General features: G+C 61.2%; 12 protein-coding genes. 7 read left to right on the top strand and 5 right to left on the bottom strand.

Features of this window, described 5'->3' with window-relative positions; all coding sequences use genetic code 11:
* On the top strand, positions 1 to 900 hold a 900-nt coding region (locus V6N07_RS18270), incomplete at its 5' end, for a glycosyltransferase family 2 protein (protein WP_371158469.1).
* A 272-nt stretch (positions 901 to 1,172) separates the two neighbouring features.
* On the opposite strand, the gene V6N07_RS18265 is transcribed toward V6N07_RS18270, so the two are convergent.
* The gene (locus V6N07_RS18265) at positions 1,173 to 5,936 is read right to left on the bottom strand and encodes a VCBS domain-containing protein (RefSeq protein WP_371158467.1); all 4,764 of its coding nucleotides are present in this window, start codon (positions 5,934 to 5,936) and stop codon (positions 1,173 to 1,175) included.
* 491 nt (positions 5,937 to 6,427) lie between these two features.
* On the opposite strand from V6N07_RS18265, the gene V6N07_RS18260 reads away from it, so the two are divergent.
* The 5 genes from V6N07_RS18260 to V6N07_RS18240 all read left to right on the top strand — a co-directional run bounded on the left by V6N07_RS18260 (position 6,428) and on the right by V6N07_RS18240 (position 12,497).
* Positions 6,428 to 7,438: an NAD-dependent epimerase/dehydratase family protein gene (locus V6N07_RS18260; protein WP_371158466.1), complete on the top strand. Its 1,011-nt coding sequence runs from the start codon at positions 6,428 to 6,430 to the stop codon at positions 7,436 to 7,438.
* Between the two features lie 469 nt (positions 7,439 to 7,907).
* Positions 7,908 to 9,914 (top strand): hypothetical protein, encoded by a 2,007-nt coding sequence (locus tag V6N07_RS18255; protein WP_371158464.1) that lies wholly within the window; start codon positions 7,908 to 7,910, stop codon positions 9,912 to 9,914.
* Between the two features lie 130 nt (positions 9,915 to 10,044).
* Positions 10,045 to 10,470, top strand: a complete 426-nt coding sequence (locus V6N07_RS18250) for a hypothetical protein (RefSeq protein ID WP_371158462.1) — start codon at positions 10,045 to 10,047, stop codon at positions 10,468 to 10,470.
* The gene (locus V6N07_RS18245; protein ID WP_371158461.1) at positions 10,418 to 11,146 is read left to right on the top strand and encodes a hypothetical protein; all 729 of its coding nucleotides are present in this window, start codon (positions 10,418 to 10,420) and stop codon (positions 11,144 to 11,146) included. The genes V6N07_RS18250 and V6N07_RS18245 overlap by 53 nt, the downstream gene beginning before the upstream one ends.
* Positions 11,147 to 11,441: 295 nt before the next feature.
* Positions 11,442 to 12,497: a replication initiator protein A gene (locus tag V6N07_RS18240; protein ID WP_371158459.1), complete on the top strand. Its 1,056-nt coding sequence runs from the start codon at positions 11,442 to 11,444 to the stop codon at positions 12,495 to 12,497.
* Positions 12,498 to 12,507: 10 nt separating this feature from the next.
* Here the strand turns inward: V6N07_RS18240 and V6N07_RS18235 are convergent, their stop codons facing one another.
* The 4 genes from V6N07_RS18235 to V6N07_RS18220 form a co-directional block, all read right to left on the bottom strand.
* Positions 12,508 to 13,278, bottom strand: a complete 771-nt coding sequence (locus V6N07_RS18235) for a metallophosphoesterase family protein (RefSeq protein ID WP_371158457.1) — start codon at positions 13,276 to 13,278, stop codon at positions 12,508 to 12,510.
* A gap of 169 nt (positions 13,279 to 13,447) precedes the next feature.
* Positions 13,448 to 13,654 (bottom strand): hypothetical protein, encoded by a 207-nt coding sequence (locus V6N07_RS18230; protein ID WP_371158455.1) that lies wholly within the window; start codon positions 13,652 to 13,654, stop codon positions 13,448 to 13,450.
* Positions 13,655 to 13,779: 125 nt separating this feature from the next.
* Positions 13,780 to 14,139, bottom strand: a complete 360-nt coding sequence (locus tag V6N07_RS18225; RefSeq protein WP_371158453.1) for a hypothetical protein — start codon at positions 14,137 to 14,139, stop codon at positions 13,780 to 13,782.
* Positions 14,139 to 14,825: a ParA family protein gene (locus tag V6N07_RS18220; protein ID WP_371158451.1), complete on the bottom strand. Its 687-nt coding sequence runs from the start codon at positions 14,823 to 14,825 to the stop codon at positions 14,139 to 14,141. The genes V6N07_RS18225 and V6N07_RS18220 overlap by 1 nt, the downstream gene beginning before the upstream one ends.
* A 395-nt stretch (positions 14,826 to 15,220) precedes the next feature.
* Between V6N07_RS18220 and V6N07_RS18215 the strand changes: the two genes are divergently transcribed.
* Positions 15,221 to 15,688, top strand: coding sequence for a hypothetical protein (locus V6N07_RS18215; protein WP_371158449.1), 468 nt, complete (start codon positions 15,221 to 15,223; stop codon positions 15,686 to 15,688).
* Positions 15,689 to 15,692 lie beyond the last annotated feature (4 nt).

Here is a 15,692-nt window from a genome sequence, read left to right as displayed (position 1 = left end):
TCGCAGGTCGGGCCTGTCCGCATCGTTTATGTGGACTCCGTTTCGACCGACGGCTCGGTTGCCGCGGCGCGCGCGCGCGGCGCCGAAGTGGTGGAACTGGACACCGACATTCCCTTCACCGCTGCGCGCGCGCGCAATGCGGGCCTTGACCGGTTGCGGACGGGAACGGCGCCCCCCTTGGTGCAGTTCATCGACGGCGATTGTGCCATCCGGTCCGAATGGCTGGGAACCGCCCGCGCTTTCCTGACTGACCACCCCCAGGCCGCCGTGGTCTGCGGGCGCAGACGGGAACGGTTTCCGGACGCCTCGGTCTACAACCGCCTGATGGATACGGAATGGGACACGCCGATCGGGGCCGCACGGGCCTGCGGCGGCGATGCATTGATGCGGATGGAGGCGCTGGAGGCGGTGGGCGGCTTCGACCCCGGCCTGATCGCCGGGGAAGAGCCGGAGATGTGCCTGCGTCTGCGCGCCCTGGGCTGGCAGGTCTGGCGCATCGACGCGGAAATGGTGCTGCACGATGCGGCCATGACGCGGTTCGGCCAGTTCTGGAAACGAATGCGGCGGGCCGGCCATGCCGCCGCCGAAGGGGCCGCGATGCATGGGGCCCCGCCCGAACGCCACGGCGTGCGCGCCCGAAACAGCGCGCTCGTCTGGGGCCTGGCCCTGCCGTTGGGCACCATTCTGTCCGGACTGGCGTTCGGAGGGTGGGGCCTGATCCCGGCCCTGTTGTATCCCGCACAGATCCTGCGGTTATGGCTGCGCTTCGGCGGCGGACGACACGCAGCCGAGCGCGCATTCTTTCTGGTAATAGGCAAGTTCGCAGAGGCGCGGGGCGTCGTGGAATACCACCTGAATGCCCGCACCGGCCAGAATGCGGGATTGATCGAATACAAGTAGAAGCAGTGCCGTTCGGCACTGCGTACGGTGTGTCCGTTGGCCTTGGATGGGGTGGTGGCCCGCCCTCGAACTGTGGTTCGGGATGGCGGCGACCTGCATCCGCCGACACCCTCAATAACCTTAATTATGTTAAAGGAAGTCCGGAGGTGGTTGAGGCGCTACCGGCTTTGGCCCGGTCCCGCCTTGCTGCGACCTTGCATGAACGGCCACATGCTCCGGTTGCCATGCAGGGCTGATACCGACCCCCGAATGGCTCATGTGGCAGATCCCGATCAGACCAGATCGAAGGTTCCCGACGCGAGCTGGATGTTGATGTCCGTCTGATCCGCGCCGTCGATCAGGGCCCAGATGATCTGACCGGTGGGCGTGTAGATCACGAAGGCCTCGTCCACGGCGCCCGACCCGGCGTTGTAGGTGGTGGCGACGTTGACCTGGAAATCGGCTGCGGTCGCGCTGGCCGGGCCGCCGAACACCAGAACGTCGCCCTCGGATGCATCGTAGTCCTGAATCCAGTCGCTGCCGTGGCCCTCGACGCCGCCGTGGAAGAACCGGTCCGCCCCGTCGCCCCCGCTCATCCGGTCGAAACCGAAGCCGCCGTTGAGGAAATCCATGCCGTCGCCGCCCGACAGCATGTCGCCCAGCGACCCGCCCGTCAGGGTGTCGTTGCCGGTACCCCCGAGGAGAAGATCGGCGCCGGTGCCGCCATCAAGGATGTCGTCGCCCGCATCGCCGCGCAACTCGTCGTTGCCCGCGCCACCGCGCACCGTGTCATTGCCCGCGCCGGCAAACACCACATCGCGCAGGTCGCCCTCCTCGGGGCCACCGGTGATCAGGTCGTTGCCCGCGCCACCCACGATGGTGTCGAGACCGAGGCTGCCGTCGATCGTGTCGTCGCCATCGCCCCCGGTCAGCGTGTCCGACCCGTCGCCGCCGCGCAAATGCTCGGAGTCCAAGGCACCGATCTCCACGCCGGCACCAGGGCCGACAGGCTCCTCGATCGTATCGTCGCCGCGCAGCGCCTGGCTCTGGAACAGCGTCTCGCCGCGATCGTTGACCACGTAGCGCAAGCTGGCGGAAACGGAGCCGATGCCCGCCTCCTCCAGCGTCATCGTCTCGCCGGTCTCGAGCACCGCGTCGCCGTCATCGGCCCATAGCTCCAGCCCCTGAAGCTCGGCGCCCGTGAGCACGCCGTCGCCGTTCGCGTCGATCAGGGCCAGCTTGGCGTAGCCGTCGACATAGGTCCCGCCCTCGTCGCCGAACAGGCGCTTGCCGTCCATGTCGCCGATGGCCGCCCCGTCGCGGTTGTCGATCAAGAGGGCGTCGGTGCGCCCGTCCATCCATTCGATCCGCTCGAGCGTGCCGTCGCCGTCTAGGTCGAACAGGACCGTATCGCCGATCTCACCGTCCGCGCGGAACTGCGCGGTGGACACGCCGGTGGTCGATATGACGCCGTCCCCGTTCAGGTCGAACGCGATGGGCGAGTGCAACGTGCCCGCGCTCACCTGCACGTTCACATCGAGGCCGAAGACCTTGCCGCTCGGGTCGCGCACCTGGATCGGCGTCGGGATCGCATCCGGCAGCGCATCGAATTCTTCCTGCGTCAACTCCACGTCCCGCGCGCGGAAGCGCAGCGTGATTTCGTCGTCGTCCACGTCGATGTCGATCTTGTCGAGCGTGCTGACCCCCAGATCGGCGAAGACCTCGAGGTAATGCGAAACGTCGACATCCTCGAACGTCCAGTCGGTATCCTCTCCGAACAGGTCCTCCAGGGGGATCTCGACGCGAAGCTCCAGCTTGTCGGAACCGCCCTGATAATCCCACTCGGTCCTGACACCGGCAGCCACCACGATTGGCGAGGTGTCGGCCATGAACCAGACATCCTCGGTCATCACCGTATCCGCACCGGCCTCGTCCGCCGCGCCGTCCACGCGCAGGCGCACGGTCGTGGTGGCGGTCGCGCCGTGTTCGTCGGTCACGGAAAGCTCGAACGTCTCGATGGCGTGGGTCCCGGCGCCAAGGGCCTGGGTGGCCGGGGCGTCGTTGTCGAGCGTGTAGGTCCATTCGCCCGTGTCGGAGTCGATCGCGAGGCGCCCGTAGGTGCCCTGCGCATCGCCCGACCAGGTCAGGGCCGCGTCCGCGTCCGCGTCCGCCGCGCGCGCCTGTCCGGTGGCGACGGCGGTGCCCTGCCCGTCCGTTCCGGCTTCGGCGACGGTGCCCTCCTGTGCCGCGCTGGTGACGGTGGGCACGTCGTTGGTGCCGTCGACGGTGATGGTGACGACCTGCCGGGTGGTGTTGCCGCGCCCGTCCGTCAGGGTGGCGGTGAAGGTCTCGGTGACGCTTTCGCCGCTCTGCAGGGCCTGGGTGGCCGCCGCGTCATTGTCGAGCGCATAGGTCCATTCGCCCGTTTCCGGGTCGATCGCGAAGCGCCCGTAGGTTCCCGCGGCGTCGCCCGACCAGGTCCCGGTGGTTGTCGGGGCCACGGCCGCCGTCAGGGTGCCGGACGCCCCGGGGATGCCCGGTCCGTCGATGCCCGCCTCGATCACGCCGCCCGCGTCGTCGCCACCCGCGTCGGGCGTGTCGATCACGGCGATGATGGAATGGGCCGGCGGGCTGACCTGTCCGGCCATGTCGGTGACGGTGAAGGCAAGGACGCGGTTGGCGCCCGGCCCTTCCGTCGGGGTTTCGGAGGTGTTCTCGTATTGCACCCCGCCGATCAGCGAGGAGACGGCACCGGTGTCCATCGCGCCCCCCGCAGGGTCGGTGACGATCGCGGTGGTCCCGTCGAAGGCAACGGTCATCTCTGCGCCGTTCACGGTAATGGTCGCGGTGCGCGCCGTGCCGAAGGCGAAGGTCTCGCCGCCCAGAAGGATCGTCTCGTCCCCGCCGTCGGCGATGTTGCGCATCTCGATCGCGACGGAGGCAAGGTCGTCCTCGCCGCGGTCGTCGAGGGTGAAATCGGCGTCGACCACCCCGATGGGACCGTCGCCTTCGGTGAAGGTGCGCGCGACATCCAGGTTTTCGCCGGTGATCGCGCCGAAGGCGGAGGCCGACAGGTCGGTGACGAAATGGTCGGTCTGCACGCCGATGGGCGTCAGCGCGCCGGTCTGCTTGTCGATGATGTAGAGGTTGCCGCCGCCCTCGCCCCGCTCACCTGCGCGGTCCACGTAGATCAGGTTGCCGTCGACATCCATGCCGAGCTGTCCGCCCGACCTGTCGGTGAAGTCGAGGCCCGCCACCGGCGTGTTGAGCGCCTCGAACGTCTGCGTCGCCGTGTCGAACTTGGAGAACGATCCGCCGCGCGACAGGTAGATGACGTCGACGCCGCCTTCTTCGGTGACGACGAAATCGCCGAAACCCTTTCCGTCGTCCGGCATGACCTCTTCGGAGGATATGATCCGCAGGCCGTCGTCCGATAGCCTGTGCTTGTGGATCGCATTGCCCACGGCCGTGTAGAGCGCGCCGTCGTAGAAGTCGCCCGCCGCGCTTTGGCCGCCAAGGGTCTTGAGGGTCGTCTGGGTGCCAGCCGCGACGTCCACGACCTCGATCGTGGCCCTGCTGCCGTTGTTGGCATAGTAGAAGAGGCTGGGGTTCGTCGTGCTGGCGGCCGCGCCGTTCACCTGCCCGGTGAAGGCCGAGCCGTCGGCCTTGAGCGACTGCCAGACAAGGGTGTCCTCGCCCGTGGCGAGGTTGATGGAGCGGATCTGGCCGTTCTGGGTGCCGTAGCCCAGGACCGTCTCGACGCCCGCAAAGCTGCTCTGGTCGCCATCGAGGTCGAGCGCGGGGGCGAGGTCGGGTGCCGGGGGCGCGTCGACACCGACGAGCTGGATCGAGGCGGTCGCGGGGGCGGACTGAATGTCGTCCGCGTCCGTCAGGGTCATCGCCAGTTCGCGCAGGACCGGATCGGCCCCGACCGGCAGGTCGGCGGTGTTGTCATAGGCCAGCCCCTGCACGAGGCTTGCCATCGCGGCGTCAGGCGCGCCGGCGGGGTCGACCGCAGTGATCGTCACGGCACCGTCTTCGAAGACGACCTCGAAGGTCTCGCCGTCCACGATGATGCGGCGTGGCGTGGTGTCCGAACCGTCCAGCGGCACGGAAATCTCGGCCCCGTCGTCACCGCGCAGGATCAGAACCTCGTCGGCGCCATAGGCGATGCTGCCGGCCGCGGGCGTGACGCTCAGCGACGTCATGAAGCCGCCCGCACTGTCGATCTTGAGGGTGTCCGGATCGGCCAGGCCGACGGGATCGCCGCCCTCGTCGAACCGGGCGCCGAAATCGGGATTGGTGTCTTCGACAAGAACCTCGGTGAAGAACGTGTCGCTGAAGGTGCCGTCCAGGCCCACGTTCCCACCGCGGTTGTTCTTTTCGTACTGGATCGTGAACTCGGACATGTTGCGGAACGTCAGCGCGACGGAATTGTCGGGCCGCGCGCCGGGCGCGCCGGGGTCGTTGTCATCGGGGGTGAATGTGTACGAACCGCCGTTGTCGGTGACCGTGATGTTGGTCGGGTTGGCGGCGGCGCCCTCGAGGGCGTAGCTGTCCATCTGGTCCTTGGCGACGGTGATGCGCTCGTATTTCGTCATGGTGCTGTCGCCGTCGAGATCGTTGATCAGGACCGAGACGCCATCGACCGTGACGGGAATGTCGGTGCCGCTCTCGACCAGGACCCACTTGACCTCGACCAGGGAATTGGCGGTGAACTTGACGTTGGCGGTGCCATCGCCGCCGGCCGCGCCGGGGTTGGTGTTGACGAGGTCGGGGTTGGTGTCGGCCCCGTTGGGGTTGCCGGCCGCGTCGAGCTTTTCGGCGCGCATCACGTGCCCCACCAGGTCGAGCGACCTGCCCTCGAAGGTCGCCACATTCGCGTAGACCGCCCGTTCTGCGACGCCATCGGCGGCAAAGGTCTTGCCGTCGTCGTGGATGACCGGCTGTGCCGAGCCGAAATCGAGCTGGATGGTCGATGTCTGCAGAGTGCCGACACCGGGGACGGCCTCGGAAAAATCGAGGTCGAAGGTGGGGCGGTTGATGGTCTGCGACATCCTGGCGGCTCCTGCTGGCGGCCCCGGACGGACCACTGATTACAAAGACGGCGTTAGAGGCCGGACTTGTCCGGGTCGGGGCAGAAATCAGGGAACAATAAGGCTTAAGTAAGATAAGAGTTTTCGGGATGTGACCGCGCCCGGCCATCCACCATGGCGCAAGGCGGTCGGGGGCCGCAGGCGATCGCACGCCTGCCCCGCTTCACGGACGACGACTGCGTACTTCCGGCAATACGCCGCCACAGGGGGAAGGTCGCAGTCGAGAGCAACACGAACCGCGCATCAAGTGATTGATATATATCGTCCGTGATGCAAGCCATCCGCAGTTTCGAGATTTGCAGGTCAGGTGAATTTTGCAGGTCCCCGACAGAACCGGAACAGGTTTGCGATGCTTCGGCCGTTACGCCGAGCCGCCGTTCCACGGCAGTCTGCCTTGTTTACAAGACAGGACGCCCCTGCGATAGCAGACTGGGTTAGCGATGGAGTTCACCATGTCAAAGGTGCTCGTCACCGGTGCGGCCGGTTTCATTGGCTATCACGTCAGTTCCGATCTGCTGGATGCCGGGCACGACGTAGTCGGTCTTGACGCCATGACCGACTATTACGACGTGAGGCTCAAACAGGCGCGACTGGACCGGCTGATCCGGAAGCCGGGTTTTACCTTCGTTGCCGGTGCCGTTCAGGAGCAGGGATTGCTGTCTGGATTGTTCGCCGAGCACGGGTTCGATTACGTCATCCATCTGGCTGCCCAGGCGGGCGTGCGACACTCCATCGAGAGCCCGCGAGATTACCTCGAGAGCAATATCGCCGGCACGTTCGAGCTTCTGGAAGCTGCCCGTGCCCATCCTCCAAGGCATATGCTGCTTGCGTCCACGTCCTCGGTCTACGGTGCCAACCGCGATCTCCCCTATGGCGAGACGATGCGCGCGGATCATCAGATGTCCTTCTACGCCGCCACCAAGAAAGCCGGCGAGGCGATGGCCCATTCCTATGCCCATCTTTACGGACTGCCCACGACGATGTTTCGGTTCTTTACCGTCTACGGACCGTGGGGGCGTCCCGACATGGCGCTTTTCAAGTTCACGCGCGCCATTCTCGCTGGCGAGATGATCGACGTTTACAACCAAGGCCGGATGCGTCGGGATTTCACCTATGTGAGTGATCTGTCCACGGCGATCCTGGGCCTGATGACAAAGGTTCCCGGTCTTCCCGAGACGGCGCCGGAAATTCCCGACGACAGTCTTTCGCCCATCGCGCCATGGCGTGTCATCAACCTCGGAAATTCGCAGCCAGTCGAACTCGGACGTTTTATCGAGGCAATCGAGACCGCTACCGGGCGGCCTGCGCGCCGCAATCTCCTGCCGATGCAGCCGGGAGATGTGCCTCAGACCTGGGCCGATACGACCCTGCTGCGGACTTTGATCGGTTCTGTCCCGAATACGGATATCGATGAGGGGGTCGCGTCCTTCGTGACATGGTACCGCGACTACTACGGCGTCTGAACGTCCTCGATCTAAGGTCTGCCTGTTCCCCAGCTGAGGGGACCGCAACCAAGGGGATCGACCGCAAGCATGGCGTCGGTGATGGCACGATCCAGGAATGGCGCCGGAACGTGGCATTATCAGTACCGAAGGTCACGAACGCGAAGCATTGAACCATGCCGAGGCGCGTTGCCCGGACGCCGAACCGGAATACCGATACGCCCTCGCTTCGAATGGTCCCCCCCTACCCCGCCAGATGCCTTGTACGAGCATCCGGCCGGACCCGGAGATCAATTCAGGTGGTCATGACATCACCACTGCCGCATACTGCCGCCGTTTGAGACAGAAATCAGGCGCATCGCCAGGCAACTGCCTTGGCAACGTCTTTGGTGGTGATGTGAGAGATGTTGCCAGTGCACTATGACTGAAAAGAGCTGTTTGGCCTCGATCCCCCTGACGACCAATTGCGAACGCAAAGAAGGCTACCCCCATGAAGAGCGCAATGGCCAAAAACGCCTCGAATGACGTTCATGTCCTGAGAAGACTGTTAGCCCGACTACCGGAATACTTGAAGAACGCCTGGCAGCCTGTCGGGTCGGATAGGGGTTTTTTCGGTGATGGTTCATCTGGCGAAAATGGTATTCGTTCCAACAGCAATCTCGTTTTCGCCATCGCGACACTCCTGAGTCAGAAAGACGAAATTTCTGTTTCCGAAGATGTTCATGTCGAGCTCGGCACGATTCTGAAAAGATTGGTCCGTTACCTCACCTCCAGCCACGTTACAGGCAATGGATCCTGCCAGGACAACGGGCGTTGGGGGTTGAGTTGGCAGTCTTCGTGGTGGGCAACGAAACTTGCTCTTGGGGCAGATATGGCGCGGGACATCCTCGAGCCGGACGATATGGCCGCGGTTCATGCCCTTGTTGCGGCCGAAGCGAACCGGCATTTGTCCCGCCTCATCCCAACCGGCCTTTCAGAGGACACGAAGGCCGAGGAAACCGCTTGGGATGCAGAGATCATAGCCGTTGCCATGGCATTGCTTCCCGATGATTCCAATGCCCCGCTGTGGCGCAAACGGTTGATCGAGTTCGGAATCAATACCTTCAGTTGCCCTTCCGATCGAAACAACAACACAGTCGTCGATGGCGTCACCGTGTCCGAGACATTGAGGTCCTGCAACATTCATGAGGATGGCAGCCTCGAAAACCATGGCACCACCCATTTCTGCTACGTCGCTTCACCGCTCATTTCAAAAACCTGGGCCGCTTTTGCACTGAAACGGGCGTCGATAGCGATCCCGGATGCGCTCGCACACAATGCTAAGAAAGTTTGGGAGTTTTCCGAACCGACCTTCCTTTCGAACCGATTTGCATATCTGGGGGGGCAGGACTGGGCAAGATACACCTACGGTGAATACTTCATTCTTCCGGCCTTGCTGTTCCTTGCCTCCATCGAATGTGGAGAGCGGACAGGTACGATCTTTCAGAAACGCTTGGCCCTGCTTGATTTTGAAGCCTCCCGCAGCCTGGACGGATCGTTCTTCGGCGCCCGCTTCACGCAAGGTTTGTACAAGGGCCAGTATGCAAAATACGAAACCGATTGCTTTGCGTGTATCGCGCTCACACTGACGATGCTGGCTTCGCAAGGGTTTGCTACAGGGCCGGCAGCAGAAGGCTGTGCTGCGGGCACAAGCAGCCCGGAATCACAGTGCTGTTACGCAAGAAATGAAACGGCTTTCATGTCATTTGCCTGGTCAACGCTCAATCAGCCTGTTCCGAACCTCGTATTCTTGCCGTTCAGTGACGATAGTATCGCCGACTGGTACCGAGCGAACCTTCTGGGCTCGATAAAATTCGGGCAGGAGGTGAACTGGATCGGCGTCAAGGCCATGGAGGCGCAAGGCAATTCCATCCGCGTGGAAGGGTCCCATTCCATCAGAAATTCAAAGGGCGTCGCGCTTGCTCAGAACCATTTGAAAATTGATTTTCGTGATGGAATCTTGCGCGTTGCCTCGAAATATAGAAGCTCCAGAAAGCTGTCTGCCGTGCATCTGACCGGTTTGAATTGGAGCATTCCCAACGACGTGTTCAATGGCTTCACCCGAACCTATTTCTTCGAAGGTCCGAGCGACACGATTTCAAGTTTTGAAAGCGTTGCATCGACTGATCCGCAGAACACGAACACCTTGTCATTCACGGAAAAGATAAAGCGCAAAGCTCAGTTGCATGGGGAGGCGAAGAACTTCGGTGCTTCGAGATGGTTGAACATCGACAACAAGGTGGGCGTGGTTTTTGATCGCGACGAGCGGATTGCGCTGCGCCGCTATCCAAACAAGGAAGCAACTTGGAGCAGCCTGAATATCGAGCGCGTCGAGACCCCGAAAGCAAACTGGCGGTTCAATGTTCCCAAAGGGTCCACTCTTCTTGATTTGAGCTGTCGACTACATCTGGGTACAGCGCGAGAAACACAACGTTTGGCCCAAGTATCCATGAATTAGACGATGAGGATGCCGAATTTCCATGAACAACAATCAAGCCTCATCGCCACAGGCATCAATTCTGGCTGACCGTAAGATCATGGTGGATGTCGGGTTGCATAAATGCGATAGTACATGGATTTAGAAACATATGTTCGACAATGCGGATGTCGGATTTTCATCGCCTTGGGGGAACATTGCATCAGCCGCAATTTCTGAATTCGTTGCGATCGACCCCCTTGCATTTGACCCTGTCGCGACACGCAACCGATTGGAATCCGTTGCAAATCTGTCCGAGGGTACGACAAATCATACGATCATTGTAAGCCACGAAGCATTGTCATCTCGTCCTTTTTCCGGAGAATATTATGCGCCCCAGGTCGCGGGTCGGGTGCTCGATGTTTTTCCCGATGCCTCCATTTTGGTTATCTTCAGGGAACAGGTATCTCTGATTCACTCGCTTTACAGTCAGCATCTTAGAACGGGTGGGCGATTGACGCTGGAAGAATTCATCGGAACGGGAGATGAACCTGCCGGTTTCTCGGGTATGTGTCAGCTTTCTTTTTTTCTGTTTTGATCGCCTGATCGACATGTACCGAGAGTATTTTGGAAATGACAAGGTCGTTGCCCTCCCGCTTGAGATGCTCTCGAGTGAACCTCAGCGATTCATCGAGGAAATCTGCCGTCTTGGTGGTGGTACCTACGTGAAGCTGCCGACAGATAGAAAAGCCAATACTGCTTGGGGACCAGTTACTTACGAATTGCTGCGCTGGTCCAACGCGATCATACGTGCCAATCGTCTCCGACCGCGAACCGGGCCCGTATTCACCCTGCGACGGCGCGCCTTGAACCTTGTGGATAAGGTTGTCCCCCGCGGGTTTCAAACCTCCATCAAGGAAAAGCAACGCCAGCAGATCGAACGTCGGACCTCTGGGATGTTCGACATCAGTAACGCGCGTTCGGAGACGATGCTTGAATTGGATCTTCGGAAATACGGATACAGTCTCAAGAAGTCATCCGAGGTCTGCTGCGTACGGTGTTATCGCTCTGGGGTCGTGGTATTTTCCATGGGCATTTGTTGTTGTCCGTTTGGGCTTTTCTCCTCTATCTCAATAAACATTAGTGTGGAGATCCAAGTCTCGATCTTCAGATTACAAACAGATTTTCCGTTCCTAGTCTTCCATTCATTGATGGCGAAGTTGCGAGAGTTCTTCATTTCGCGCGGGAAGGTTGGCTGTCCTATGTTCGGCTGAACGAATGTCGATTCGGATCTATGCATCGGGCCAGAAGTTCGTTGTTCGGCTCAGCTCTCTTCGGGTTATCCACAGGCAATGGTGTTAAATAGGTGTTAAATAGGTGTTACGCAGAAAATTGTTCCGAATAGGCTAGCATGATCAGTCCCTTACAAATTTTCCGGTGTGTGAAATATCGAAACTCGGTGTGTGAAATATCGAAAGATGGTGTGTGAAATATCGAAGAGCTTGACTTGGTGTGTGAAGTATCGAAGAAAGCCGTATGGTGTGTGAAATATCGAAAGACGGTGATCTCATGGACGGTGGTCCCAGCCGGTCACCCCTCCTGCCCGAACGTCATCCGTCGTCGGATTTTTTCGTCTGCGACGTGCTGGATGCGGTTCCCAAGGGCGATCTTGCATCCATGGAACATCCCATATTTTCGCTTTCGACCAAGCCGGACACGCGGTTGCGCCGTTACGAGCAGGGGGACCATTTCGTCGAGGTTTCACCTTCCGTCAAAGGTCTGGCGACGGTTCATGATCGCGACATCCTGATCTATTGCATCAGCCAGATCATCGCGGCGATCAACGAAGGCCGGCAGGTCGACCGGACCATCCGCCTCAAGGCGCACGATATGCTGACGGCGACCAACCGGATGACGAACGGCCAAGCCTACGAGGGTCTCAAGGCCGCGTTGGAGCGGCTGCGGGGCACCACGATCAGTACGAACATCAAAACTGGTGGGACCGAGACCTTCGATGTTTTCGGCCTGATCGAGCGGGCCCGTGTCGTGCGCGAGACCCGCGAGGGTCGGATGCAGGAGCTGGAAATCGTCTTGTCGGATTGGGTTTTCAACGCGATCGAGGCGCGGGAAGTTCTGACACTGCATCGGGATTACTTTCGCCTGCGCAAACCTCTGGAGCGTCGGATGTACGAGTTGGCCCGCAAACATTGTGGGCACCAGTCTGAATGGTCAATCGGACTCGAAAAGCTCAAGGAAAAATGCGGCTCCAACTCCACCCTCAAGGAGTTTCGCCGTCTGGTCAAAAGCGTCGTTCAGCAGGACGAGGCCCATTGCCACATGCCCGATTACTCTGTTCGCCTGGTCGAACGGAAGGCCGATGTCGAGAAGGTCGTGTTTGCCAATCGGCAGACGATGGAACGGCGTAGCGATGCGACCCGCCTGCCCCCTCCGCTGTCGGGGGAAACGTTGCAGGCCGCGCGTCAGATCGCACCGGGATGGGATGTCCATGTCATCGAACAGGAATGGCGAGCCTGGTGTCTGGACAAGGATTGCACCCCTCACAGTCCTGCACAGCATTTCCTGAAATTCTGCCTGACGTGGGCCGAACGACGCGGCGCCGCCTGATCGACCGTGGTCACGGGCCGGTTTGCAAGAACCGGATCGGTTGGTCCGGATACAGGACCGCAGCCGTCAGACGATCGGAATAATAGGCCCCGGTGTCGATCGCGATACGGCGCTTGTGGATGATTGGATCTGGCACGATCGAATGTCCATGAACGACCCAGAGACCGTCGCGCCGCGCCTGAGTGTGAAACCGGCGACAGCCGTCCCAGAGCATCGTCTTGGCTTCTTGTTCCTCGGGGCTCGCGTCAGGGTCCATAGCCGCATGGACGCAGATGACATCACCATTCCGGTGCCACAGAGGCAGATCGCGCAGCCATCCCTGCGTGGTTTCGGAAAGGGCATCGCGTAGACGTTCGGCCAGGCGCGCCGCAGCCTCGGGCGGCGTCTCCGCACCGATACTGCCTGCATCAGGATCGGTCAGCCCCAAGCCTGCCAGGGTTTCCTCTCCGCCGTGTCGCAGCCATCGAAAGGCGTGCTCCTGCGGTGCATCGAGCACGTCGAGCAGCATACGCTCGTGATTGCCCATCAGACAGATTGCATCGTCGGGGGCCGCCTGCTGCAGGTCTTGCAGCAGATCGATCACCGCGCCCCCATCAGCCGTCCGGTCGATGTAATCGCCCAGAAAGACGAGCTGTCCCCTTTCGTCCGGCGGCAATGGATGCCGGGTCATGTCGGCGTCGATCTGGCCCAGCATCTCATCGAGCAGATCGATCCGCCCATGGATATCGCCAATGACATAGAGAGGAGATGCAGGACGCGGCATCGAACTTGGCTCGATCATATGACCCCCCTGCCCCGGGTTGACCTGTCCGACAGATCAGCAGCGCAAATGCTGGAACGGCAGCAGCGGGGATGCAAGCCGACAGGCAGGTGTTTGATACGGACCTGTGCCCGAGCAGCGACAACCCCCGAGGGGCAATGCCATGCCGTGCAAGGCAGGCCGTCCGCGATCAGAAGGCTGTGTATTCCTGCGCGGGGGCGAACCGTTTCTGGAAGTTTTCCCGCACAAGGAGCAGAACGGTCAGAGCGATAGTCGATCCAACTCCGGTTGCGACGAGCAGGCCAAAGGCCGCAAGCATCCCTGCCCCCGCAATCCAGGCAATCAGACCGACCGCGTAGCCAAACAAGGTAGCGATGATGACGATGCCTAAGAACATAGTATTCTCCCTGTCCAGTCGATGAAGGCGACTGAACCCCGTCATCACCCTATGACCAGAACCCTAAGAAAACCTTAAGACCCCAATCGGACGGGAATCTGGCAGAATTGCGGACACTTCGGCGGTCAGCCTCGGCCGTATCGGGCCTCCAGCAGGGCCACCGCATGTTCCAGCGTTTCGCCCAAACCCCAACCATTGTCGTCGGCGATCCGACAGTAGGCTTCGATGATGTCCGGCCGGGCCTTGAGGTTGAACTGTTGATTGCGGCCGGTCCGTCGTCGCCGAACGGGCATTTCCTTTGGGGGCTCCGGGGGGGCGGCAGGTATCTCTCGACTGCTGAAGCCGAGTGCTTCGGCGCTTTGGCGGGTGTGGCGCCGCTCCTGCGCCTGCGGGGCCTGCTTCGGGGCGGCAACCCATTTGTCGGGATCGAACTGGGCCAGTTCGTCACCAAAGCCCAGGTCGGCGCGCAGGGTATCGCGGGCCATCATGCCACCTCCTCGGCTGTCTTGGCCTGCTTGAGACGGGTCAGAACTTCGCCGGCGAAGGTATTGGCGTTTTCGACGGCCCGGCCCAGGTTGCTGACCCGGTCTGCCGGCAGATCCGCCAGAAGCCCCCCGTAATCGAAGATGTCGCGATAGGCCGCGCGTTCAACGATGGGGGTTCCGAAAACCGGGATATCCGCGGCTTCTAGTTGCTCGACCACGTTGCGCAACGCCCGGCTGGTCACGGCTGCCGAGGTCCGCGTCATCAGCACCGCGTGCGGAATGGGACGTCGGGCCATACGCTCCTGATTGCGCAGAAGGCGAATGGTCTTGGCAGCGCCCTTGGCGTCCATCGATCCCCCTTGCGTCGGGATCACCACCAGATCGGACATCCCGAGGGCATTGGCCACCATCAGGCTTGCCGTTCCCTCGAGATCGACAATGACGAACTGCACGCGCCGACTGGTTTCATCGATCAGATCGACGATGCTGTCCTCGGTCACGTCCGAGAAGAGTTCGATAGTGCCGGGCCCTGCCCCCAGCTTGGACCACTGGGTAATCCAGCGTTCCGGGTCGGCGTCTATGATGGCGATACGGGCGCCGCGCGTTGCAAGCGACGACGCCAGAAGAAGCGCAGCAGTCGTCTTGCCCGCGCCTCCCTTCGGATTGGCAAAGGTGATGACCGGCATGTGAAGGCTCCTGTTCTGCTCGGATTTTTATTCAGGTGCCAGACACCTGTAACATCCCGGATAGCTGTCAGATAGCTAGCCGTTAGGTATCAGCATGCTACCGGATAGGTCTGACGCAAGGAGGCCACAAGAAAGCAAAACGAGCCTACATTAAGTGTAGGTATCATATAGATATCACGACATATAGACTATCATGGATATCTGGAAGCTACCGGATAACTATAAGAAACCTATCGGATAGCTAACATATTCCAAGACGAACTGCCGGTTACTCTCCTCCTTGGGAATCCCGCGCTGTCCTCGGATGGGCGCAGGATCACCCCAAGGCTGCCCCGAGATTGTCACACCGATCGCATCCCATGGTCGGGCCAATCACCGTTCGGACCCGACCCTGCATGCTCAAAGAACATCTCGCCAGATCGCTTGCCTGCCTTGTTCTGATGGCCTTGGCCGTCCTGCCCCTTCCCGCGAAGGCCAGCGACATCCGCGTCTCGGCACCCGTCGTGATCGGTGATGATCCCGGCGGTCCTGTTCTGGAAAGGGCGCGTCAGGTGCGTGCCCTGCGCCAATCGGGACAGGACGTGCGCATCGTCGGTGCGATCTGCAACTCGGCCTGCACGATGCTGTTGGGGCTTCCGCAAACCTGTGTGTCACCGCGAACCATCTTCGGTTTTCATGGTCCTTCGCGCGGGGGGCAGCGTCTCGACCGGGCGCAGTTCGACCGCGCGTCACATTTCATCGCACAGCATTATCCGCCGTCTCTGGGGCGATGGTACATGAATACGGCGCGCCATCGGACGCAGGGCGTGCACAAGGTGGCGGGATCCGATCTGATTGCCATGGGGGTCCGCCGCTGCGCGTGATGCC

The organism is Jannaschia sp. 2305UL9-9 (genome assembly GCF_041403465.1).
GTDB lineage: Bacteria > Pseudomonadota > Alphaproteobacteria > Rhodobacterales > Rhodobacteraceae > Jannaschia.
The sequence above is the reverse complement of the archived record's forward strand: the minus strand, read 5'-3'. Positions and strand labels throughout refer to the sequence as shown.

Bases quoted from the DNA above. Each gene is read 5' to 3' on its own strand.
- V6N07_RS18260 (WP_371158466.1), top strand. From the start codon at position 6,428: ATGTCAAAGGTGCTCGTCACCGGTGCGGCCGGTTTCATTGGCTATCAC.
- V6N07_RS18215 (WP_371158449.1), top strand. From the start codon at position 15,221: ATGCTCAAAGAACATCTCGCCAGATCGCTTGCCTGCCTTGTTCTGATG.
- V6N07_RS18265 (WP_371158467.1), bottom strand. From the start codon at position 5,936: ATGTCGCAGACCATCAACCGCCCCACCTTCGACCTCGATTTTTCCGAG.
- V6N07_RS18230 (WP_371158455.1), bottom strand. From the start codon at position 13,654: ATGTTCTTAGGCATCGTCATCATCGCTACCTTGTTTGGCTACGCGGTC.
- V6N07_RS18240 (WP_371158459.1), top strand. From the start codon at position 11,442: ATGGACGGTGGTCCCAGCCGGTCACCCCTCCTGCCCGAACGTCATCCG.
- V6N07_RS18225 (WP_371158453.1), bottom strand. From the start codon at position 14,139: ATGGCCCGCGATACCCTGCGCGCCGACCTGGGCTTTGGTGACGAACTG.
- V6N07_RS18255 (WP_371158464.1), top strand. From the start codon at position 7,908: ATGAAGAGCGCAATGGCCAAAAACGCCTCGAATGACGTTCATGTCCTG.
- V6N07_RS18220 (WP_371158451.1), bottom strand. From the start codon at position 14,825: ATGCCGGTCATCACCTTTGCCAATCCGAAGGGAGGCGCGGGCAAGACG.
- V6N07_RS18245 (WP_371158461.1), top strand. From the start codon at position 10,418: ATGAACCTGCCGGTTTCTCGGGTATGTGTCAGCTTTCTTTTTTTCTGT.
- V6N07_RS18250 (WP_371158462.1), top strand. From the start codon at position 10,045: ATGTTCGACAATGCGGATGTCGGATTTTCATCGCCTTGGGGGAACATT.
- V6N07_RS18235 (WP_371158457.1), bottom strand. From the start codon at position 13,278: ATGATCGAGCCAAGTTCGATGCCGCGTCCTGCATCTCCTCTCTATGTC.